We start from the raw sequence: 21,368 nt of genomic DNA, 5'->3' as shown, positions 1-21,368 counted from the left end.
TGGTGGTAACAGATCGGAGGACCTGGATGCGCACCCTGTGGCTGGCGGCGGGCTTGCTGGCCCTGGGGCTGGGGCTTCTGGGCGTGGTGTTGCCGGTGCTGCCGACGACGCCCTTCCTGCTGGTGGCGGCGGCGTGCTTTGCCAAATCCTCGCCCCGGTTGCATGGCTGGCTGCTGGCGCATCCGGCCTTTGGCCCGCCGATCCGCAACTGGGAGGACAACGGCGCGATCTCGCGTCCGGCCAAGCGGCTGGCGGTGGGCAGCATGGCGGTGGTGTTTGGCGTCTCGGTCTGGGCGGGGCTGGGCTGGCCGGTCTTGCTGGCGCAGGGTGGGCTGATCGCGGTCGGCTGCTGGTTCGTGCTGTCGCGGCCGGATGGGCCGTCAGTCTAGCGTCAGCGGGGTGCGGTCGCCGGTGGCAAAGCGGCGCAGGACGGCCGGATAGAGGCGGTGTTCGTGGGTCAGGACGCGGGCGGCAAGGGTATCCTGGGTGTCGCCGGGCAGGACGCGAACGCGGGCCTGGCCAAGGATCGGGCCGGCGTCCAGATCCTCGGTCACTTCATGCACGGTGCAGCCGGCCTGGTCGTCGCCGGCGGCAAGGGCGCGGGCATGGGTGTGCAGGCCGGGGTATTTCGGCAACAGCGAGGGGTGGATGTTCAGCATCCGGCCCTGGTAGCGGCGGATGAAGCCGGGCGTCAGGATGCGCATGAAGCCGGCAAGGCACAGGATATCGGGCTGGGCGGCGTCGATTTGCGCGGCCAGCGCGGTTTCGAACGCCTGGCGGTCGGGATAGGCGCGGTGGTCCACGGCGGCGGTCGGGATGCCCAGCGCCCGGGCCTTGGCCAGCCCCCCGGCGGCCGGGTCGTTCGAGGCGACCAGGACCGGCCGGGCCGGGTGGTCGCCGGTCATGTCCTGCACCAGGGCCAGCATGTTCGAGCCACCCCCGGAAATCAGGATGGCGACGCGCTTCACAGGAGCTTGCCCTGGTAGATGACCCCCTGCCCTTCGACGATGGTCCCCAGGCGGGCGACGGTTTCACCTTCGGCTTGCAGAAGGTCGGTCAGCGCCTCGGCCCGGTCTGCGGCCACGACAAGGATCATGCCGATGCCGCAGTTGAAGGTTTTCAGAAGTTCGGGTTCCGACATGTTCGCCGTGCTGGCCAGCCAGCGGAACACCGGGGGCAGTTGCCAGGCGCCAAGGTCGATCTGACAGGCCAGCCCCTCTGGCAGGACGCGGGGCGGGTTCTCGGTCAGGCCGCCGCCGGTGATATGCGCAAGGCCGTGGACGCCGCCCGCGCGGATCGCGGCGAGGGCGGGTTTGACGTAAAGCCGGGTGGGGGTGAGGAGCGCCTCGCCGAGCGTGCCCTTGGAGAAGGGCGAGGCATGGTCCCAGCCAAGGCCGGAAAGCTCGACCACCTTGCGCACGAAGCTGTAGCCGTTGGAATGGACGCCATTCGAGGCGAGGCCGAGGAGGACGTCGCCCTTTTCGACGCCCTTCGGCAGATCCTGCCCCCGCTCCATCGCGCCGACGGCGAAACCGGCCAGGTCGAAGTCGCCCTTGTGGTACATGCCCGGCATTTCGGCTGTCTCGCCGCCGATCAGCGCGCAACCCGAATCGGCGCAGCCCTTGGCGATGCCCGAGATGATGCGGGTGGCCTGATCGACGTCGAGCTTGCCGGTGGCGAAGTAGTCCAGGAAGAACAGCGGTTCCGCGCCCTGGCAGACCAGGTCGTTGACGCACATGGCGACAAGGTCGATGCCGATGGTGTCGACATGGCCCGTGTCGATGGCGATACGAAGCTTGGTCCCGACTCCGTCGGTCGCGGCGACAAGGACCGGGTCCTGGTAGCCCGCGGCCTTCAGGTCGAACAGCGCGCCAAAGCCGCCGAGACCGCCCATCACCCCGGGGCGGCTGGTCGCCTTGGCGGCGGGTTTGATCCGGTCGACAAGCGCGTTGCCTGCGTCGATGTCCACGCCCGCATCGGCATAGGTCAGCCCGTTGTGCCCCGTCGCCATCTTCCACCTCTGTCGCCGCTGATCTTGCCCGTCCGCTACACCAGAAGGGGCGCAGCGGCAACTGCGGCCTTGACGGGCGGGGCGGGGGATTGTTGCCTTGGGCGGACCCTGGGAAGAGCGGTGCCGTGACGGATACGCTTGCCGAGCTTTATGCGATTCTCTTTGATCCGGGCCTGGTCACGGCGCCGGCCTATTTGGCATTGGCCGGGCTGGCGGCCTTCTGGGTCTGGCGGCGCGAGGCGGCGGGGCGCGACCGGGCCGAACGGGGGGATCGGGGCGTGGGGTTCTGGCGCTGGCTGGTGCCGGGGCGAATCTGGCGGCATCCGTCGCATCTGATCGACCTGCAACTGTTCGTCCTGGGCCGGCTGATGGCGATCCTGGGCCTGTTCGCGGGGCTGGCGGTCACCACCTTTGTCGCGGCGGGGGTGGCGGGGCTGATCCCGGCGCCCCTGATTCCGGCCGAAAGCCTGGGGCCGGTGGCGCTGGCTGTCGTGCTGTGGCTGCCGTCGGATTTCTCGATCTACTGGGTGCATCGCATCTACCACCGCTGGGCACGGATCTGGCCCCTGCACGCGGTCCACCACAGCGCCGAGGTGATGACACCCTTCACCACCTATCGCCAGCATCCGGTCGCGAACCTGCTGACCAGCATCGCGCAGGCGGTGTTCGTGGGTCTGTGCCAGGGCCTGCTGATCGGCACCCTGGCCGAGGGCACGGCGGTGGCCGAGATTGCCGGGCTGAACCTGTGCATCGTCCTGGCCAATGCCGCCCTTGCGGCGCTGCACCATAGCCATGTCTGGCTAAGCTATGGCCCGGTGCTGGAGCATCTGGTGATCTCGCCCGCGCAGCACCAGATCCACCACAGCGTCGATCCGGCCCACCATGACCGGAACTTCGGCAACTCGCTGGCCTTGTGGGACTGGATGTTCGGCACGCTTTACGTGATCCGGGGGCGTGAGCATCTGACCCTGGGCCTGGCGGGCGAGGCGGAACGGGCGCTGATGACGCAGCGCCTGGGGCCGATGCTGTGGGATCCGCTGCGTCGCGTCCTGCAGCGGGGGCCGAAAGGCTAGGCCCCCGTGCGGTGACGTCTGTCAGCCGTCGTCGCCGGGAGGGTCCTTCGGTGCGGCCATGCCGCCCGCAATCACCAGTGCGCCAAGGATCAGCACCAGAAGGACGGCCCCGTCGCCGCCGCCGCTCGATACTTCCGGCGCGGGGGTCGGTGCGGCCACCCCGGCCAGCGCGGCGGTTGCGGTCGTCATCAAGGCCCCGACCCAGGCCACTGCGGTTGCAAGCTTCAAGGCAATCTCCTGACCAAGTGAATTCGGAAAATCCGATATGAAAGCCTAGCAAGCCGCGCGAATATCTCAAGCCCCCGCTTAGGCTTGACCGGCGCGACGGCTCTGCTAGGCATCAAAGGGCTACGGGCCTGTAGCTCAATGGTTAGAGCAGGGCGCTCATAACGCCTTGGTTGGGGGTTCGAGTCCCTCCGGGCCTACCAATTCCTGGCGGGTGGCGATGAAGATCGGCGATGTCTCGTTCTGGTACGGCGATATCGGGCTGCCCTATCGCCGCAGGGCGCTGGACGGGGATGCGACGGCAGATGTGGCGATCATCGGGGCGGGCTATACCGGGCTTTGGGCGGCCTGGTATCTGAAAGCGGCCAATCCTGCGCTGGATGTGCTGGTGATCGAAAAGGATTTCGCGGGCTTCGGCGCCAGTGGCCGCAATGGCGGCTGGCTGACGGGCGGGTTCGCCTGGAATCACCGGCGCTATCTGGAAGGGTCCAGCGAGCATCAGGTCCGCGCCATGGTCGAGGCGATGGGCGGCACGGTGGACGAGGTGATCCGCGTGGCCGAGACGCAGGGCATCGACGCGGATATCCAGCGCACGGATGAGCTGATGGTCGCGACGAAGCCTGCGCAACTGGCACGGATGCGGGCCGAGGTCGCGCATCGCCGGCACTGGGGCGAGGAAGAGCGGGTCTACGAGATCGGCGCGGATGAGGTGGCGCGGCGGGTGCGTATCCCCGGTGCCCTGGGCGCGATGGTGGTGGCGAATGTGGCGCGCATCCAGCCGGCCAAGCTGGTGCGCGGCCTGGCCGCGGCGGTGGAGCGGGCCGGGGTGCGGATCGTCGAGGGCACAACCGTCACGGGGTATGACAAGGGTCTGGTCACCACGGACCGCGGCCAGGTGCGCGCGCCGGTGATCCTGCGCTGCACCGAGGGCTTCACCGCCGGTCTGCCGGGCCGCAAGCGCGAGTGGTTGCCCCTGAACTCGGCCCAGATCGCGACCGAGCCCCTGCCGCCCGAGGTCTGGGAGAAGATCGGGTGGCAGGGCCATGAAATCCTGGGGGATTTCGCCAATGCCTATTGCTATTGCCAGCGCACGCGGGAAGGCCGGATCACGGTCGGCGCGCGTGGGGTGCCGTATCGCTTTGGCTCCAACCTCGACGTGGACGGCGCGCCGGATGCCGAAACGGTGCGGCGGCTTGTGGCGATCCTGCACCGGCATTTTCCGGCCGCACGGGGGGCGCGGATCGACCATGCCTGGTGCGGTGTCCTGGGCGTGCCGCGCGACTGGTGCGCGACGGTGGGGCTGGACCCGGCGACGGGCCTGGGCTGGGCGGGGGGCTATGTGGGGGTTGGGGTGTCCACCTCGAATCTGGCGGGGCGGACGCTGGCGGATCTGGTGCTGGGGCGGAACACGGACCTCGTGCATCTGCCCTGGGTCAACCGCCGGGTGAAGGAATGGGAGGCCGAGCCGTTCCGCTGGCTGGGCGTGACGGGGATGTATGCGCTGCTGAACGCCGCCGACCGGCGCGAGGATCGGCCCGGCGCGGGGCCGTCACGGCTGGCCGGCCTGGGGAACTGGCTGACCGGGCGGAGCTGACGGGCGCGCTCGTCGATGACTTCGTCACTCCTCGCAGGTTCTCCGACGGGGAGACGCTGCCTGATAGCGCCAACATCGCAGCTTGCCAGCCCAAGCCGCGCTTTGCCATAAGGTGTCAGCCGCCCGGGAGGACGCCATGCAGTTTCGCCGCCGTCAGGTTCTTGGCTTTACCATCGCCGCGCCCGTTGCGCTGAAATTCTCGCCAGCCCTGGCCGCCGACCGCGCCGATGTCTCGCGCGAGGTGGTGCTGATGTGGCACCGGCTGATCCTGGAACTGGTGCGCCACACCGCGACCTATGTGCCCCCGGTGGCGGCACGGGCCTTTGCCTATATCGGGATCACCGCGCATGAGGCGCTGGCCTCGGGCGATGGGCGGCTGGTCAGCCTGGCAGGGCAGTTGAACGGGCTGGCCCCCCTGCCCGCCCGTGCGGATGGCGCGTTTGACGCGCCTTGTGTCCTGCACGCGGCCTTGCAGGGGGCGGTGGCCGAGTTGTTCGGGAACACCGGCCCGACCGGCCAGCGCGCGATTCAGGCGATGGGCCGCAAGATGGGCGAGACCGCCAGCGCAGGAATCGACGCGGCGGTGGTGGAGCGCAGCGTGGCGCATGGCGCGGCGGTGGCAGGGCATATCCTGGCCTGGGCGCGCGGCGATGGCGGTGCGGTGATCGAGAACATGGGCTTTCCCATGGAGTATACTCCCGGAACGCGCCCGCAGGACTGGGTGCCGACCAACCTGATCCGGCTGCAACAGGCACCACTTCTGCCGCAATGGGCCGGGTGCCGGACCTTCGCCATCCCCGCCGCCGATGCCTGCGACGCCCCGCCCCACCCGGCCTATGACGAGGTGGCGGGGTCCGCATTCCACGACCACGCCCGCGAGGTGCATGAGATTGGGCGCGGGCTGACTGACGAGCAGAAGCTGATCGCCCGGTTCTGGTCGGACGATCCGATGCTGACCCCCACTCCGGCCGGCCACTGGATCGCCATCGTCCTGCAGATCGCCGAGCGCGATGCGCTGCCGGTCGAGGTGATTTCGGCCACGCTGGCCAAGCTGGGGGTGGCGCAGGCGGATGCGTTCATCTCGTGCTGGTCGACGAAGTTCAAATACAACCTTCTGCGCCCGGTGACCTATATCCGCCGCCACATCGACCCCGCCTGGGAGCCGCTGCTGATCACACCGCCCTTCCCGGAATATACGTCGGGGCACTCGACGCAGTCGGGCGCGGCCTCGACCGTGCTGGCGGCGATGCTGGGCGAGGATTTCGCCTTTGACGACGAGACGCATGTGGACGAAGGGCTGCCGGTGCGCAGCTTTCCATCCTTCGCGGCGGCGGCGGAAGAGGCGGCAGTCTCGCGGCTGTACGGCGGCATCCATTTCCGCTTTGGCAACGAGGCCGGGCTGGTGCAGGGCCGGCAGGTCGGGGCCTTTGCCGCCGCCTTGCGGACCGAAGCGTGATGCGCGCCCTTGTGTTGCTGGCGCTGGCCAGCCCCGCCATGGCCGAGCCGGTGGTGCCGGTCTTTACTGAGGAGACGGTCCCTTCGGGTCTTGCGACCAGTTTCGAGGGCGACTGGGAATACATGGTCGGCGGGGGCGTGGCGACCTTCGACTGCTCGGGCGATGGCAAGCCCGAGGTGTTCCTGTCGGGCGGCGTGGGGCTTTCGGCGCTGTATGTGAACCGCAGCCCGGTGGGCGGGGCGCTGGCGTTCGAGAACACCGGCGCGCTGGAGTTGGACGCGGTGCTGGGGGCCTATCCGCTGGACGTGGACAGCGACGGGATCATGGACCTGGTCGTGCTGCGGCTGGGCGAAAACCGGGTGATGCGCGGCCTGGGCGACTGCCGGTTCGAACAGTCGGCCTGGGGCTTTGACGGCGGCGACGCCTGGTCCACCGCCTTTGCCGCGATCTGGGAGCGGGGGCAGACCTGGCCGACCTTGGCCGTCGGCAATTATGTCGACCGCAAGGAAGAGGCGTTTCCCTGGGGGTCTTGCACCGACAACTGGCTGCACCGGCCAGGACCGGACGGACAGGGTTTCGCCCCGCCGATCCCGCTGACCCCGTCCTTCTGTGCGCTGTCGATGATCTTCACCGACTGGAACCGCTCCGGCCAGCCGGCGCTGCGGGTGTCGAACGACCGCGAATACTACAAGGGCGGGCAAGAGCAGTTGTGGCATCTGGACCCCGGTGCTGCCCCCCGGCTTTACACCGAGGCCGAGGGCTGGAAGCGGCTGCGCATCTGGGGCATGGGCATCGCGGCGGCGGATGTGAACCGGGACGGCTTTCAGGATTACTTCCTGACCTCGATGGCCGACAACAAGCTGCAATTCCTGAAGGACCCGGCGACCGGCCTGCCCGATTATGCCGATCTTGCCTTCAAATCGGGGGTCACGGCGCACCGGCCCTATACCGGCGGGGATTTCAAGCCATCCACCGCCTGGCACCCGCAGTTTGCCGATGTGAACAACGACGGCTGGCTGGACCTGTTCGTAGCCAAGGGCAACGTGGCGAAGATGCCGGATTTCGCGGCCGAGGACCCGAACAACCTGCTTCTGGGCCAGCCGGACGGCGTCTTTGTCGAAGCGGGCGACCGGGCGGGCGTGGCCAGCATGGGGATCGCGCGGGGGGCGCAGGTGGTGGACCTGAACCTGGACGGGCTGCTGGACCTGGTGGTGGTGAACCGCTGGGCCCCGGCGCAGGTCTGGCGCCAGACCGGAACGCCGGGCGGCACTTGGGTGCAGGTGCGCCTGCAGCAGGACGGGGCGAACCGCGACGCCATCGGCGCGGTGGTCGAGGTCCGGCGCGGCGCGGTGGTGGAACGGCACGAGATTGCGGCGGGTGGGGGCCATGCCTCGGGCTCGGTCGGGTGGCTGCATTATGGGTTGGGCGAGGCCGACAGTGCCGAGCTGCGGGTGATCTGGCCCGACGGGACCGAGGGCGCTTGGCAGACCCTGCCGGCCGGCAGTTTCCAGATCCTGCGACCGGATGCACCGGCCGAGGCGTGGCTGCCGCAGTAGCGCGGCGAATCGACCGGCCCGCAATCCAGGGTTGCGCACCTGCATGCCAACTTTCCCGAAGGTTCGGGAACCCCCTCGACTTGCCTGCAAAACGACCGACTTTTTTGTCACAGTGCCGCGCGGGCTGCCGCTGCCACAATCCCCGGACGCACCCTTGGCCCTGATGCGGAAAATCGCTGTGCGTGCGGGCTTCTGTGCGTCAGTCCACAGAACCAAGGCCAGCGCGCCGCATTTCCGCCACCTTTGCGCCACCTTCTCGGCCCACACCCGGCCTGCCGGGCTTTGGCCCTGCGGCGCAGACCCGGTCGATTGCCGGTCTGCGCCGCAACTGTTGTTGAAACCGACCTGCGGGAGTTGCACCTTTTGCCAAAGCTGTCCGCGCCGTCCCCGGCCTCCGGCACTGCCGGAAGCGGCCGTCGCGCCTGAAAAACGGAAAACGCAACGGATGCAAGAAACGCCATCCCACGACCTGGATGACCTGCCCGAGGACGCCGACGTCTTCGCCGACGACCTGAAGCCGGGCACGACGCTGCTGGACGGGCAATACACGATCCTTGGATTCCTGAACTCGGGCGGGTTCGGGATCACCTATCTGGCGAAGGATTCGCTGGACCGGACGGTGGTGATCAAGGAGTGCTTCCCGAACACCTTGTGCCGCCGATCGACCTCGGTCGTGCGGGCGCGGTCGCGCAAGCATCAGGGCGAATACAAAAGCTTCGTACAAAGCTTTGTCGAAGAGGCGCGCAGCCTGGCGCGGCTGGTGCATCCGAACATCGTCGGCGTGCATCAGGTCTTTGAGGACAACGACACCGCCTATATGGCGATCGACTTCATCAACGGCAAAGACCTGCAGGCGATCATGGAATCGACCGACCGGGCCTTTACGCCGGGGCAGATCGTGACCCTGCTGAAGAAGATGCTCAGCGCGGTGGACTTCATCCACCAGTCGGGGATCCTGCACCGCGACATCTCGCCCGACAACATCCTGATCGACCAGAACGGCAATCCGGTGCTGATCGACTTTGGCGCCGCGACCGAACAGGTGGTGCGCGCGACGCGGGTGCTGACCGGGCGGCGGGTGGTGAAGGACGGCTATTCGCCACAGGAGTTCTATCTGACGGGCGCGGAACAGGGGCCGTGGAGCGACCTTTATGCGCTGGGGGCCACCTTCTACATGCTGATCACCGGCAAGGCGCCGCCGGAAAGCCAGCGCCGGCTGGCGCGGGTGGCGGAAGGATCGGGCGACCCTTATGTGCCGCTGGCCGGCCGGTTCAAGGGCTATCCGCCGGGGTTTCTGGAGGCGATCGACAAGGCGGTCAGCGTCCTGCCCAAGGACCGGATCGCCAGCGCCCCCGACTGGCAAGAGCTGATCCGCCGTGGCGAGGAAGAGGGGTTTGTCTCTCCCGCCGCGCCTCCGCCGAAGCTGGAGGTCGGGGCCCCTGCCCCGGCCGCTGCGGAAGAGGACATCACCGACAAGCTGGACAAGTTCGTCGCCAACAACATGGGCTATTTCTTCGGCGTGTTCCTGGTCGCCGTCGGGGTGCTGGTCCTGGGCGCGGGGCTGTTCTTCTTCTGGGCGGTGAAGTGACCCATGTCCCATGACGGGCCGTTCGACCTGGTCATCTTCGACTGCGACGGGGTGCTGATCGACAGCGAGATCATCTCGGCCCGGATGCTGGTGCAGGAACTGGCGCGGCTGGGGGTGGTGATCGACCTGGCCTATGTCGCCCGGCATTTCCTGGGGCGCAGCTATCCCACGGTGATGGCGACGATCCGGCGCGAGTTCGGGCTGGACCTGGCCCCCAGCTTCGAGGAAGCCTACCGCGAGGAATTGCTGGCCGCCTTCCGCCGCGAGTTGACGGTGATGCCGGGCGTGACGGACGTGCTGGACGCGCTGGCGGTGCCGTGGTGCGTGGCGACCTCGTCCTCGCCCCGGCGGGCCGAGATGTCGCTGGAGCTTGCGGGCCTGCGCGACCGGGTCGGGGACCGGCTTTTCACCGCCAGCCAGGTGGCGAACGGCAAGCCCGCGCCGGACCTGTTCCTGTTCGCCGCCGCCCGGATGGGCGTGGTGCCAGACCGCGCGCTGGTGATCGAGGACAGCCTGACGGGCCTGCGGGCCGCTCAGGCTGCGGGGATGCAGGTCTGGCAATTCACCGGCGGCAGTCACTTCCGCGTGCCAGGCAGCGCGGCGGATCCCGACCCGCCGCCCGCGCGGCGGTTTGACGACTTTGCCGACTTCTTCCAGACTGCCCCTGCCCTGCAGAGACCGACATGAGCCGCCTTGACCCCGAACCTTCCCTGCATGACGAGGCCGCCCGGGCGGGGTGGCTGTATTATGTCGGCGGCCTGACGCAGGACCAGATTGCGACGGAACTGGGCGTCAGCCGCCAGCGCGCCCAGCGCCTGGTCAGCCGCGCGATGGCCGAGGGGCTGATCCATGTCCGACTGAACCACCGGATCGGGGCCTGCCTGGACCTGGAGGCCGAGCTTTGCCGCCGCTTCGGGCTGGGTCGGGCGCGCGTCTCGCCGGGGCTGGGGCCGGGCGGCGACGGGGTGCGCGCCATTGCCCCCGCCGCTGCGGCGGAACTGGAGCGGTTCCTGCGGATGCCGCAGCCGCTTGTGATCGGGCTGGGGACCGGCCGGGCCATGCGCGGCATGGTCGACGCGATGGTCGAGATCGACGCGCCGCAGCACCGGCTGGTCAGCCTGATCGGCAACATTGCCCCCGATGGATCAGCCAGTTTCTTCGACGTGGTGATGCGCATTGCCGACAAGGTGCGCGCGCCGCACTACCCGATGCCGGTCCCGGTGATCAGCCCCACACCCGAGGAGAACGCCGCCTTCCACGCGCTGGGTCCGGTGCAGAAGGTCGTGGCGCTGGCCGAGGCGGCGGATGTGATCCTGGTCGGCGTCGGCCAGATGTCGAACGACGCGCCGCTTCTGGCCGACGGTTTCGTCAGCCGGGCCGAGCTGGACGAGATGCAGGCCGCCGGCGCCGTGGGCGAGGTGGCGGGCTGGGTCTTTGATTCGGAGGGCCGCTATCTGGACCTGGGCACCAACATGCGCACCGGCGGGGTGCGCGTGGCGCCGGGACTGGACCGCCCCTCGATCGGCATCGCTGCGGGCGCATCCAAGGTTCCCGCCATTCATGCCGCGCTGAAATCCCGCATCATCAACGGCTTGGTCACGGACGAGCCGACCGCCCGCGCCCTTCTGGACCGCGCCTGACTTTCGCACCTGCGGCGGAAGAGGGGGCTTGACGACTCCGGGCCTGATGTGAGCATTTACCCGATAGGCGATGATTTGCTCACCGCTGACCCAGGGAGGGAACCCATGACCACGACGCTACGCGCGCTTCTCGGCGCGACGGCCATCGTTGCCTTTGCGGGCACGGCAATGGCCGAAACCACCATCACCGTCGCCACCGTGAACAACGGCGACATGGTCCGCATGCAGGGCCTGATGGACGACTTCAACGCCAAGCACCCCGACATCAAGGTCGAGTGGGTGACGCTGGAAGAAAACGTCCTGCGCCAGAACGTCACGACCGACATCGCCACCGGCGGCGGTCAGTATGACGTGATCACCATCGGCACCTACGAGGTTCCGATCTGGGGAAAGCAGGGCTGGCTCGCCAGCCTGAACGACCTGCCGGCCGAATATGACGTGGACGACCTGCTGCCCGCGATCCGGGGTGGTCTGACGGTCGATGGCAACCTCTACGCTTCGCCCTTCTATGGCGAATCCTCGATGGTGATGTACCGCAAGGACCTGATGGAGGCCGCCGGCCTGACCATGCCCGACGCGCCGACCTGGGCCGACATCGAAAAGGCCGCGGCCGCGATGACGAACAAAGAGGCCGAAATCTACGGCGTCTGCCTGCGCGGCAAGGCCGGCTGGGGCGAGAACATGGCCTTCCTGACCGCCATGTCGAACTCGTTCGGCGCGCGCTGGTTCGACGAGGCGTGGAACCCGCAGTTCGACAGCCCCGAGTGGAAGGCGACGCTGGAGTTCTATCTGAACCTGATGAACAACTATGGCCCGCCCGGTGCCTCGAACAACGGGTTCAACGAGAACCTGACGCTGTTCAACCAGGGCAAGTGCGGGATGTGGATCGACGCCACCGTCGCGGCCTCCTTCGTGACCGGCAAGGATTCGACCGTCGCTGACAAGGTCGGCTTCGCCCTGGCCCCCGACAACGGTCTGGGCAAGCGCGGCAACTGGCTTTGGGCCTGGTCGCTGGCGATCCCCGCCTCCAGCCAGAAGCAGGACGCCGCCAAGACCTTCATCAACTGGGCCACGAACAAGGACTATCTGGCGCTGGTTGCCTCCAAGGAAGGCTGGGCGAACGTTCCTCCGGGCACGCGCAGCTCGCTTTACGCCAATGAAGAGTACGCCAAGGTGCCCTTCGCCAAGATGACCATCGACAGCATCAACTCGGCTGACCCGAACGCGCCGACCGTGCAGCCGGTGCCGTATGTCGGCGTCCAGTTCGTCGCCATCCCCGAGTTCCAGGGCCTGGGTACCACGGTGGGCGAGATCTTCTCGGCCGCACTGGCAGGACAAAAGACCGCGGACGAGGCGTTGGCCGAAGCGCAGGCCGCAGTGACCGACGAGATGACGGCCACGGGCTATATCAAGTAAGCTATCGGTGCGGGGCCGGCCTTGCGGCTGGCCCCGCCCCCCTTCGGCGGTGCCGACTGCCCTGTCCCGCGATTTCCCCTGTCCGCGCCCTGCCCCTGCCCCCGCGCCTTGCCCCTTTCGGAGACGCGCCCATGTCCACCCAATCCACCCGCCTGGCTGCCCGCTTCATGGTGGCGCCCTCTGTCATCCTGCTGTTCATCTGGATGATCGTGCCCCTGGCGATGACGGCCTGGTTCTCCTTTCGGCTGTACCGGCTGCTGTCGCCGGACCGGACCGGCTGGGTGGGCGTCAACAACTATGTCTGGTTCTTCAACTCGCCCGATTTCTGGCTGGCGCTGACCAATACGCTGTTGCTGGTGGGGGGCGTGCTGCTGATCACCGTGGTTCTGGGCATCCTGATCGCGCTGCTTCTGGACCAGCCGATCAAGGGCCAGGGCGTGCTGCGCATCCTGGTGATCGCGCCCTTCTTCGTGATGCCGCCCGTAGCCGCCTCGATCTGGGAAAACCTGTTCATGCATCCGCAGAACGGTCTGTTCTCGGCCATCGCCCGGGGCTTCGGCGCGCAGCCGATCCTGTTTCTGGAAAGCTATCCCATGCCAAGCGTCATCGGGATCGTCGCCTGGGAATGGCTGCCCTTCGCCACGCTGATCTTTGTCACCGCGCTGCAATCGCTGTCGTCCGAGCAGCTGGAGGCGGCCGAAATGGACGGGGCATCGGCCTTCAACCGCTTCCGGTTCATCATCCTGCCGCATCTGACGCGGGCGATCACCGTGGTGATCCTGATCCAGACGATCTTCCTTCTGGGCATCTTCGGCGAGATCTTCACCACCACCCAAGGCGGGCCGGGGTCGGCCTCGACCACCCTGCCCTACATGATCTTCAAGCAGGCCATCGTCGCCAAGGACATCGGCCGGGCAGCAGCCGGCGGGATCATCGCGGTGATCCTGGCCAATATCGTGGCCTATTTCCTGATGCGCGGCATTGGCCGGCATCTGGACGCGTGAGGAGAGAGCCATGGCCCGCGCCCATTCCCCCCGTCGCCTGTGGCTGACCACGATCGCCGCCTGGACGGTCGCCCTGATCATCTTCTTCCCGGTCCTGTGGATGATCCTGACCAGCTTCAAGACCGAGGCCAGCGCCGTGGCCATGCCGCCCGAGTTCCTGGGTGCCGACTGGACGCTGGAGAACTATGTCGAGGTCTGGGGCCGGTCGGACTATCCCCGGTTCTTCTGGAACTCGGTCGTGATCGCGGTCGGCTCCACGCTTCTGGGCCTGCTGATCGCCATTCCGGCGGCCTGGTCCATGGCCTTCGTGCCGGGCAAGCGGACCAAGGATCTGCTGATGTGGATGCTGTCCACCAAGATGATGCCCGCCGTCGCGGTGATGGTGCCGATCTACCTTTTGTTCCTGCAGTTCGGGCTTCTGGACACGCGGATCGGGCTGGTGCTGGTCCTGATGCTGATGAACCTGCCGATCATCATCTGGATGCTTTACACCTACTTCAAGGAAATCCCCGGCGAGATCCTTGAGGCCGCGCGGATGGACGGCGCAAGCCTGTGGAATGAGATCGTCTACGTGCTGACGCCGATGGCGATCCCCGGCATCGCCTCGACCATGCTGCTGAACATCATCCTGGCGTGGAACGAGGCGTTCTGGACGATCACCCTGACCACCACCAAGGCGGCCCCCTTGTCAGCCTTTATCGCCAGCTTCTCGGCGCCGCAGGGGCTGTTTTACGCGAAACTCTCGGCGGCCAGTGCCATGGCCATCATGCCGATCCTGATCCTTGGCTGGTTCAGCCAGAAGCAACTCGTCCGCGGCCTGACCTTTGGCGCGGTGAAGTGAGGTAACATGGGCAAGATTCAACTCCGCCAGGTGCGCAAGTCGTTCGGCGACGTGCATGTGATCCCCGGCCTGGACCTGGACATCGAGGATGGCGAGTTCGTCGTCTTTGTGGGGCCATCGGGCTGCGGGAAGTCCACCCTGCTGCGGCTGATCGCGGGGCTGGAGGATACCACCAGCGGCGTGATCGAGATCGACGGCAAGGACGCAACGCACCTGCCGCCCGCCAAGCGCGGCCTGGCGATGGTGTTTCAATCCTACGCCTTGTATCCCCACATGACGGTGCGCAAGAACATCGCCTTCCCGCTGAAAATGGCCGGAATGGACCAGGCCGAGCAGGACAAGCGCGTCGAACGCGCGGCCAAGGTGCTGAACCTGTCCAGCTACCTTGACCGCCGCCCTGGCCAGCTGTCGGGCGGCCAGCGCCAGCGCGTCGCCATCGGCCGCGCCATCGTGCGCGAGCCTGCGGCGTTCCTGTTTGACGAGCCCTTGTCGAACCTGGACGCGGCCCTGCGGGTCGGGATGCGGCAGGAGATTTCGGAACTTCACCAATCCCTCAAGACCACCATGGTCTATGTCACCCATGATCAGGTCGAGGCGATGACCATGGCCGACAAGATCGTCGTCCTGAACGCCGGCAACATCGAACAGGTCGGCAGTCCCCTGACCCTTTACCACAACCCGAAGAACATCTTCGTCGCGGGCTTCATCGGCAGCCCGAAAATGAACCTGATCGAGGGGGCCGAGGCCGCCAAGCACAACGCCCACACCATCGGCATCCGCCCCGAGCATATCACCGTCGGCGACGGCCCGTGGGAGGGGGTGGTGGGCCTGTCGGAACACCTCGGCTCGGACAGTTTCATCAAGGTCGATGTGCCGGGCCTTGGCATCATCAACGTGCGTGGCGCGGGCGAATTGAACGTCCACCACGGCGACCGCATCCGGCTGGCTCCGGCCGGGAAGATCCACCGTTTTGACGACAAGGGGCTGGCCCTATGAGACTGCAAGGCAAGACCGCCCTGATCACCGGGGCCGCACGCGGCATCGGGCTGGAATTCGCCCGCGCCTATATCGCCGAGGGGGCGACCGTGGCGCTGGCCGATGTGAACAGCGCAGCCGTGACGCATGCGGCCGAAAGCCTGGGGCCGCAGGCGCATCCCATCGTCATGGATGTGACCGATCAAGCCAGCATCGAAGCGGGCTTTGCCGAGGCCGTGCGCCGGATGGGCCAGCTTGACATCCTGATCAACAACGCCGCCCTCTTCTCGGCCGCGCCGATCGTCGAGATCAGCCGCAAGGACTATGACAAGCTCTTTGCCGTCAACGTCGCGGGCACCCTGTTCTGCACCCAGGCCGCCGCGCGCCACATGATCCCGAGGGGCACCGGCACGATCATCAACATGGCGTCCCAAGCCGGTCGCCGCGGTGAGGGGCTGGTGGCCGTCTACTGCGCGACCAAGGCCGCCGTGATCAGCCTGACGCAATCGGCAGGCCTGGACCTGATCAAGCACGGCATCAACGTCAACGCCATCGCCCCCGGCGTGGTGGATGGCGAACATTGGGACGGCGTCGACGCGTTCTTTGCCAAGTACGAAAACAAGGCCGCCGGCCAGAAGAAGCGCGAGGTGGGCCAGGCCGTCCCCTTCGGCCGCATGGGCACCGCCGCAGACCTGACCGGCATGGCGATCTTCCTTGCCACGCCGGAAGCGAAATACATCGTCGCCCAATGCTTCGGCGTGGACGGCGGCAACTGGATGGCCTGAATGGAACCTACGCTCCCCTCGTACGACCGATCCAAGCTGACGCCCGGCATCGTCCACATCGGGCTTGGCAACTTTCATCGCGCGCATATGGCCGTCTATCTGGACGACCTCTTCGCCCTGGGGCTGGGGCACGACTGGGCGATCCTGGGTGCCGGGGTGCGCGAGGGCGACGCCCGGATGCGCGAGGCGCTGACGGCGCAAGATTGCCTCTCCACGGTGATAGAGCTGGACCCGGCGGGCAAATCGGCGCGGCGGATCGGCAGCATGATCGACTTCCTGCCGGTGGAACCCGACAACGCCGCGCTGATCGCCGCAATGACCCGGCCGGAGATCCGCATCGTCAGCCTGACCGTCACCGAGGGCGGCTATTTCATCGACCCCGCCACCGGCCGCTTTGACCCCCGCGCGCCCGAGATTGCCCATGACGGCGCGACCCCCGACCGTCCCGGCACCGCCTTTGGTGCCATCGTCTCCGCGCTGAAAACCCGGCGCGCGGCCGGCATCCCGCCCTTCACGGTGATGAGTTGCGACAACCTGCCCGGCAACGGCCATGTCACCCGCGCCGCCGTAGTGGGCACGGCCCGCCTGTCGGACCCGGCCCTTGCCGACTGGATCGAGGCCCAGGTCGCCTTCCCGAACGGCATGGTCGACCGCATCACCCCCGCCACCGGCCCGCGCGAGCGCGAGATGGCCGCAAGCTTCGGCCTGTCCGACCCGGTCCCCGTGACGTGCGAGCCCTTCCGGCAATGGGTGCTGGAGGATCACTTCCCCACCGGCCGCCCGCCCTTGGAGAAGGTGGGCGTCACCTTCACCGGCGAGGTCCATGCCTTCGAGATGATGAAGATCCGCATCCTGAACGGCGGCCATGCGACCATCGCCTATCCCGGCGGCCTCATGGACATCGAATACGTCCACGAGGCGATGGCGCATCCCCTGATCCGCGGCTTCCTGGACAAGGTGGAGACGGAGGAGATCATCCCTTACGTCCCCCCCGTGCCCGACACCGACATCGCCGCCTATTACCGGCTGATCGTCGAGCGGTTCAGCAACCCCGAGGTGGCCGATACCGAGCGGCGGCTGTGTCTCGACGGTTCCAACCGGCAACCGAAGTTCATCATCCCCTCGGTCCGCGACGCGCTGGCGGCGGGGGGCAAGGTCGAGGGGCTGGCGCTCGTCTCGGCGCTGTGGTGCCGGTATTGCTTTGGCACCAGCGACAGCGGCACGCCCATCGCGCCGAACGACCCGAACTGGGACTATCTGCAAGCGCAGGCCCGGGCGGCAAGGGACGCACCTGTGGTCTGGCTGCAGATGAAGCCGATCTATGGCGAGTTGAACAAGGACCTGCGCTTCGTCGCGGCCTTCACCAAGGCGCTGAACGCGCTGTGGGAGAAGGGGACGGCGGCGGTGCTGCAGGACTACATCGGCAAGGGTGCGTGAGATCACGCACCCTACGGGTTCGCAGGTGCCGTGCTGGCACGCACCCTCATACCCCGAGCGCGCGGAACACCTTGGGCAACTCCTCGGGCAGGTCCTCGGCAATCAGCCCCGGCCCGAAGGAAAGCGCGCATTCCACATGCAGCCAGGCCCCCGTGCAAGCGGCATCAAACGGTGAAAACCCCCGCGCCAGAAGCCCGGTGATGAACCCCGCCAGCACGTCGCCGGACCCAGCGGTCGCGAGCCAGGGCGCCGCCCGGTCGTAGTGGGCGGAGTTGATGGCGCAACGCCCCATTGGGTCGGCGATCACTGTGTCGGGGCCTTTGTAGAGGACCACGCAGCCCGCCCGCGCCGCCGCCTCCCGAGTGGCGTCGACCTTGGAATAGGCGGGGCCTTTGGTGGCGGGGGCCGCGAGCTTCTCCGCGATGTCGGGGAAGAGGCGGGCGAATTCTCCGGCATGGGGGGTGAGGACGCATCCCGGATGCAGGGCGGCGAAGAGGTCGGGGTGTTGGGAGAGGATGGTGTGGGCTGGGGGGTGGTTTACATTGGGGGGGGGGGGCCCGCCCGGTCTTTGGTTGGGGGGGGGGGGCCCCCGACTCTCCAACGCCACCCCCACCAACCCGGCCTCCCGCGCGCCGACCCCCAACCCCGGCCCCACACACAGCGCATTGATCCGCCCATCCTCCAGCACCCCGGCGAGGGCCGCCCCATCCGCCACCCCCCGCAGCATCACCGCATCCAGCCGCGCGACGTTTTCGGGGATCGCGTCCAAAGGACACCCCACCGTCACCACCCCCGCCCCGATCCGCAAAGCCCCCCGCGCCGCCAGCCGCGCCGCCCCGCCGCGACCCGAAGGGCCGGAGAGGATGAGGGCGTGGCCGTGGGAGTATTTGTGCTGTGCAGGACGACTGGCGCCGAAGATTACCGACTTCTCGTGAACCCGGCGCGACGTGGTCCTGCTGGTAAGTGCCACGATTTCGGGATCGCCCGGACCGCCCGGGTTACGCCGCCGTTTCGGCACAAAGCCCTCAATGCCAATGTCTACCACCTTCAATCGTGCATCAATGCAAGGAAGCTGGTCCAGCATGTGGCCTAGCCGGCTTCGCTGAAAGGTGACGATCAACTGCGGCTCCGGGCAATGATGACCGTCGGGATCTTCTTCAGACAGGTACTTGCCACTATCGGCGCAAAAGCCAGACGGGAGATCAACTGACACTCCAACGCCCCGTCGCGCCATTGCACGGAGGAATTTCTCCACATCCCCCGACAGGGGCCGGGTGAGGCCTGTGCCGAAAACGGCGTCTATCACCAGTCCATCGCATCCCGAATAATCCGATGCCGACCTGTCATGCGGAGTAATCGTCCCCATCCCCACCCACCGCTCATAATTCACCCGCGCGTCCGGCGGCATCTTCTCCGGATCGCCGTAGAGGAAGACCTCCACCTCCCAGCCCCACTCCTTCAAGAGCCGCGCCACCACGAACCCGTCGCCGCCGTTGTTGCCCGGCCCGCAGAGGACCACCGCCCGGTGCGAGGTGGCCTTCAACTCCGGCCATTCCTCGAAGATCGCCTCGACCACGCCCCGCCCGGCGCGTTCCATCAGTTCAAGGCCCGTGACCTCTCCGCTGGCAATCGCTGCCTGTTCGATGGCCCGCATCTGCGCGGCGGTCAGGAGTTCGGTCATTTTTCGCGCACCCAAGTTTCCAAATCGCCCACCTCGCAGGCGCATTGCACAAATTTTATGCGTCACCGCAGGAATCCCCCGGCGATGCACCATCGGAAAACCCTGTCACATTGCCCCCCGGTCGGGGAAGTGGTGAGAGGGGCAGAGACGGAACCGGGGGGAGCCTGCCCATGAAGAAAGTCGAAGCCATCATCAAGCCGTTCAAGCTGGATGAAGTCAAAGAGGCGCTTCAGGAAGCGGGCATCCAGGGCCTGTCGGTGACCGAGGTCAAGGGCTTTGGCCGGCAGAAGGGCCATACGGAACTGTACCGTGGCGCCGAATATGTCGTCGACTTCCTGCCCAAGGTGAAGATCGAGGTCGTGCTGACCGACGACATGGTCGACACCGCCGTCCAGGCGATCATCGCCGCCGCGCGCACCGACAAGATCGGCGACGGCAAGATCTTCGTCACCCCCGTGGAACAAGCCATCCGCATCCGCACCGGCGAAACCGGCGACGATGCTGTCTGAACCGGGATGCTGATTTTCGCAGAAAATCAGTGCCCTTGATCCCATCAACCCCAAACCGAAAGGCAGTCAGATGAGCGCCGTTGCCAAGGCTCTGCAACTGATGAAGGACGAGGAGGTCGAATATGTCGACATCCGCTTTACCGACCCTAAGGGCAAGCTCCAGCACGTGACGCTGGTCGCCGACCTGGTGGACGAGGACTTCTTCGAGGAAGGCTTCATGTTCGACGGCTCGTCGATCGCGGGCTGGAAGTCGATCGACCAGTCCGACATGAAGCTGATGCCCGACGCGGGTTCGGTCTATATCGATCCGTTCTACGCGGAAAAGACCATGTGCGTGCATTGCAACGTGGTCGAGCCCGACACCGGCGAGGCGTACAGCCGCTGCCCGCGCCAGACCGCGCTGAAGGCAGAGGCCTACCTCAAGTCCTCGGGCGTTGGCGATGCGTTCTATTGCGGCCCCGAGGCCGAATTCTTCCTGTTCGACGATGTCCGCTACTCGGTGACGCCCCGCAAGGTGGCCTACGAGATCGACGCCGAGGCTGCGGCATGGAACACCGACACCGTGACCGAAGGCGGCAACTACGGCCATCGCGCGGGCCACAAGGGCGGCTACTTCCCGGTGAACCCGATCGACGAAGCCCAGGACATCCGCGGCGAGATGCTGTCCACCATGAAGCGGATGGGCATCAAGGTCGACAAGCACCACCACGAGGTTGCGACCTGCCAGCACGAACTGGGCATGATCTTCGGCGGTCTGGTCGAGCAGGCCGACAACATCCAGAAGTACAAATACGTGATCCACAACGTGGCGCACGCCTACGGCAAGACCGTGACCTTCATGCCGAAGCCCATGAAGGGCGACAACGGCTCGGGGATGCACGTCAACATGTCGATCTGGCGCGGCGGCAAGCCGCTCTTTGCGGGCGACAAGTATGCCGACCTGAGCCAGGAGGCGCTGTACTTCATCGGCGGCATCCTGAAGCACGCCAAGGCCCTGAACGCGCTGACCAACCCCGGCACCAACAGCTACAAGCGTCTGATCCCCGGCTTTGAAGCCCCGGTTCTGCGCGCGTATTCGGCCCGCAACCGGTCGGGCTGCGTCCGGATCCCGTGGACCGAGTCGCCGAAGGCCAAGCGTGTCGAGGCCCGTTTCCCCGATCCGTCGGCGAACCCCTACCTGGCTTTCGCGGCCCTCCTGATGGCCGGCCTGGACGGCATCAAGAACAAGATCGACCCGGGCCCGGCTTCGGACAAGGACCTCTATGACCTGCCGCCGGAAGAACTGGCGCAGATCCCGACGGTTTGCGGTTCGCTGCGCGAGGCGCTGGAGGAACTGGAGAAGGACATGGACTTCCTGCTGGCGGGCGACGTCTTTACCCGCGACCAGCTGGAGGCCTACATGGGGCTGAAGTGGGAGGAAGTCTACGCCTACGAGCATACCCCCCACCCGATCGAGTACCAGATGTACTATTCTTGCTGAGACCCCCGGGTCCGGGCTTGGGAAAGGGCGCCTTCGGGCGCCCTTTTTCGCTGGCATGTCCACGCGGGGCGACCTGGGTAAGCCCTTGTAATCGTTC

20 protein-coding genes and 1 tRNA gene are annotated in these 21,368 nt (G+C 67.0%); 17 read left to right on the top strand and 4 right to left on the bottom strand.

Annotation, left to right across the window (positions count from 1 at the left end; all coding sequences use genetic code 11):
- Positions 1-26 precede the first annotated feature (26 nt).
- Positions 27-389: a YbaN family protein gene (locus CXR42_RS01320; RefSeq protein WP_103255714.1), complete on the top strand. Its 363-nt coding sequence runs from the start codon at positions 27-29 to the stop codon at positions 387-389.
- Here CXR42_RS01320 and purN read toward each other — a convergent pair.
- The gene (gene purN / locus CXR42_RS01315; protein WP_103255713.1) at positions 381-968 is read right to left on the bottom strand and encodes a phosphoribosylglycinamide formyltransferase; all 588 of its coding nucleotides are present in this window, start codon (positions 966-968) and stop codon (positions 381-383) included. The genes CXR42_RS01320 and purN overlap by 9 nt on opposite strands.
- The gene (purM, locus tag CXR42_RS01310; RefSeq protein WP_103255712.1) at positions 965-2,011 is read right to left on the bottom strand and encodes a phosphoribosylformylglycinamidine cyclo-ligase; all 1,047 of its coding nucleotides are present in this window, start codon (positions 2,009-2,011) and stop codon (positions 965-967) included. The genes purN and purM overlap by 4 nt, the downstream gene beginning before the upstream one ends.
- Positions 2,012-2,136: 125 nt before the next feature.
- Between purM and CXR42_RS01305 the strand changes: the two genes are divergently transcribed.
- A complete protein-coding gene (locus CXR42_RS01305; protein WP_103255711.1) occupies positions 2,137-3,084 on the top strand; it encodes a sterol desaturase family protein in 948 nt (315 codons plus the stop codon).
- Between the two features lie 21 nt (positions 3,085-3,105).
- Here CXR42_RS01305 and CXR42_RS01300 read toward each other — a convergent pair whose 3' ends face one another.
- Positions 3,106-3,312 (bottom strand): hypothetical protein, encoded by a 207-nt coding sequence (locus tag CXR42_RS01300; protein WP_103255710.1) that lies wholly within the window; start codon positions 3,310-3,312, stop codon positions 3,106-3,108.
- A 124-nt stretch (positions 3,313-3,436) separates the two neighbouring features.
- Here CXR42_RS01300 and CXR42_RS01295 point away from each other — a divergent pair.
- The 13 genes from CXR42_RS01295 (at position 3,437) to CXR42_RS01235 (ending at position 17,601) form a co-directional block, all read left to right on the top strand.
- Positions 3,437-3,512, top strand: a tRNA-Ile gene (locus tag CXR42_RS01295).
- A 17-nt stretch (positions 3,513-3,529) separates the two neighbouring features.
- The gene (locus CXR42_RS01290) at positions 3,530-4,903 is read left to right on the top strand and encodes an NAD(P)/FAD-dependent oxidoreductase (RefSeq protein WP_103255709.1); all 1,374 of its coding nucleotides are present in this window, start codon (positions 3,530-3,532) and stop codon (positions 4,901-4,903) included.
- A 136-nt stretch (positions 4,904-5,039) separates the two neighbouring features.
- The gene (locus CXR42_RS01285) at positions 5,040-6,359 is read left to right on the top strand and encodes a vanadium-dependent haloperoxidase (protein WP_103255708.1); all 1,320 of its coding nucleotides are present in this window, start codon (positions 5,040-5,042) and stop codon (positions 6,357-6,359) included.
- The gene (locus CXR42_RS01280) at positions 6,359-7,915 is read left to right on the top strand and encodes a CRTAC1 family protein (protein ID WP_103255707.1); all 1,557 of its coding nucleotides are present in this window, start codon (positions 6,359-6,361) and stop codon (positions 7,913-7,915) included. Before CXR42_RS01285 ends, CXR42_RS01280 begins: the two co-directional genes overlap by 1 nt.
- A 445-nt stretch (positions 7,916-8,360) precedes the next feature.
- Positions 8,361-9,503: a serine/threonine protein kinase gene (locus tag CXR42_RS01275; protein ID WP_103255706.1), complete on the top strand. Its 1,143-nt coding sequence runs from the start codon at positions 8,361-8,363 to the stop codon at positions 9,501-9,503.
- Between the two features lie 3 nt (positions 9,504-9,506).
- A complete protein-coding gene (locus CXR42_RS01270) occupies positions 9,507-10,190 on the top strand; it encodes an HAD family hydrolase (RefSeq protein ID WP_103255705.1) in 684 nt (227 codons plus the stop codon).
- Positions 10,187-11,143, top strand: a complete 957-nt coding sequence (locus CXR42_RS01265) for a sugar-binding transcriptional regulator (RefSeq protein ID WP_103255704.1) — start codon at positions 10,187-10,189, stop codon at positions 11,141-11,143. Before CXR42_RS01270 ends, CXR42_RS01265 begins: the two co-directional genes overlap by 4 nt.
- 105 nt (positions 11,144-11,248) lie before the next feature.
- A complete protein-coding gene (locus tag CXR42_RS01260; RefSeq protein ID WP_103255703.1) occupies positions 11,249-12,559 on the top strand; it encodes an ABC transporter substrate-binding protein in 1,311 nt (436 codons plus the stop codon).
- 131 nt (positions 12,560-12,690) lie between these two features.
- The gene (locus CXR42_RS01255) at positions 12,691-13,563 is read left to right on the top strand and encodes a carbohydrate ABC transporter permease (protein ID WP_103255702.1); all 873 of its coding nucleotides are present in this window, start codon (positions 12,691-12,693) and stop codon (positions 13,561-13,563) included.
- 10 nt (positions 13,564-13,573) lie between these two features.
- Positions 13,574-14,404 carry a carbohydrate ABC transporter permease gene (locus tag CXR42_RS01250; RefSeq protein ID WP_103255701.1) on the top strand — a complete coding sequence of 277 codons (831 nt, stop codon included), beginning with the start codon at positions 13,574-13,576 and terminating at the stop codon, positions 14,402-14,404.
- A gap of 6 nt (positions 14,405-14,410) precedes the next feature.
- Positions 14,411-15,400 (top strand): ABC transporter ATP-binding protein, encoded by a 990-nt coding sequence (locus CXR42_RS01245; protein ID WP_103255700.1) that lies wholly within the window; start codon positions 14,411-14,413, stop codon positions 15,398-15,400.
- Positions 15,397-16,164, top strand: coding sequence for an L-iditol 2-dehydrogenase (locus tag CXR42_RS01240; protein ID WP_103255699.1), 768 nt, complete (start codon positions 15,397-15,399; stop codon positions 16,162-16,164). The genes CXR42_RS01245 and CXR42_RS01240 overlap by 4 nt, the downstream gene beginning before the upstream one ends.
- The gene (locus CXR42_RS01235) at positions 16,165-17,601 is read left to right on the top strand and encodes a mannitol dehydrogenase family protein (protein WP_103255698.1); all 1,437 of its coding nucleotides are present in this window, start codon (positions 16,165-16,167) and stop codon (positions 17,599-17,601) included.
- Between the two features lie 46 nt (positions 17,602-17,647).
- Here CXR42_RS01235 and CXR42_RS01230 read toward each other — a convergent pair whose 3' ends face one another.
- Positions 17,648-19,282 (bottom strand): NAD(P)H-hydrate epimerase, encoded by a 1,635-nt coding sequence (locus CXR42_RS01230; protein ID WP_103255697.1) that lies wholly within the window; start codon positions 19,280-19,282, stop codon positions 17,648-17,650.
- Between the two features lie 170 nt (positions 19,283-19,452).
- On the opposite strand from CXR42_RS01230, the gene CXR42_RS01225 reads away from it, so the two are divergent.
- Entirely contained in the window at positions 19,453-19,791 is a 339-nt protein-coding gene (locus CXR42_RS01225; RefSeq protein WP_103255696.1) for a P-II family nitrogen regulator, read from the top strand.
- Positions 19,792-19,861: 70 nt separating this feature from the next.
- Positions 19,862-21,271, top strand: a complete 1,410-nt coding sequence (gene glnA / locus CXR42_RS01220; RefSeq protein WP_103255695.1) for a type I glutamate--ammonia ligase — start codon at positions 19,862-19,864, stop codon at positions 21,269-21,271.
- Positions 21,272-21,368 lie beyond the last annotated feature (97 nt).

This window comes from Tabrizicola aquatica, assembly GCF_002900975.1.
Taxonomy (GTDB): Bacteria; Pseudomonadota; Alphaproteobacteria; order Rhodobacterales; family Rhodobacteraceae; genus Tabrizicola; species Tabrizicola aquatica.
This window is presented reverse-complemented; position numbering and strand designations above follow the sequence as displayed.

Coding starts and splice junctions, on each gene's coding strand:
- CXR42_RS01320 (WP_103255714.1), top strand. CDS start 27: ATGCGCACCCTGTGGCTGGCGGCGGGCTTGCTGGCCCTGGGGCTGGGG.
- purM (WP_103255712.1), bottom strand. CDS start 2,011: ATGGCGACGGGGCACAACGGGCTGACCTATGCCGATGCGGGCGTGGAC.
- CXR42_RS01290 (WP_103255709.1), top strand. CDS start 3,530: ATGAAGATCGGCGATGTCTCGTTCTGGTACGGCGATATCGGGCTGCCC.
- CXR42_RS01285 (WP_103255708.1), top strand. CDS start 5,040: ATGCAGTTTCGCCGCCGTCAGGTTCTTGGCTTTACCATCGCCGCGCCC.
- CXR42_RS01280 (WP_103255707.1), top strand. CDS start 6,359: ATGCGCGCCCTTGTGTTGCTGGCGCTGGCCAGCCCCGCCATGGCCGAG.
- CXR42_RS01275 (WP_103255706.1), top strand. CDS start 8,361: ATGCAAGAAACGCCATCCCACGACCTGGATGACCTGCCCGAGGACGCC.
- CXR42_RS01270 (WP_103255705.1), top strand. CDS start 9,507: ATGTCCCATGACGGGCCGTTCGACCTGGTCATCTTCGACTGCGACGGG.
- CXR42_RS01265 (WP_103255704.1), top strand. CDS start 10,187: ATGAGCCGCCTTGACCCCGAACCTTCCCTGCATGACGAGGCCGCCCGG.
- CXR42_RS01260 (WP_103255703.1), top strand. CDS start 11,249: ATGACCACGACGCTACGCGCGCTTCTCGGCGCGACGGCCATCGTTGCC.
- CXR42_RS01255 (WP_103255702.1), top strand. CDS start 12,691: ATGTCCACCCAATCCACCCGCCTGGCTGCCCGCTTCATGGTGGCGCCC.
- CXR42_RS01250 (WP_103255701.1), top strand. CDS start 13,574: ATGGCCCGCGCCCATTCCCCCCGTCGCCTGTGGCTGACCACGATCGCC.
- CXR42_RS01245 (WP_103255700.1), top strand. CDS start 14,411: ATGGGCAAGATTCAACTCCGCCAGGTGCGCAAGTCGTTCGGCGACGTG.
- CXR42_RS01240 (WP_103255699.1), top strand. CDS start 15,397: ATGAGACTGCAAGGCAAGACCGCCCTGATCACCGGGGCCGCACGCGGC.
- CXR42_RS01235 (WP_103255698.1), top strand. CDS start 16,165: ATGGAACCTACGCTCCCCTCGTACGACCGATCCAAGCTGACGCCCGGC.
- CXR42_RS01230 (WP_103255697.1), bottom strand. CDS start 19,282: ATGACCGAACTCCTGACCGCCGCGCAGATGCGGGCCATCGAACAGGCA.
- CXR42_RS01225 (WP_103255696.1), top strand. CDS start 19,453: ATGAAGAAAGTCGAAGCCATCATCAAGCCGTTCAAGCTGGATGAAGTC.
- glnA (WP_103255695.1), top strand. CDS start 19,862: ATGAGCGCCGTTGCCAAGGCTCTGCAACTGATGAAGGACGAGGAGGTC.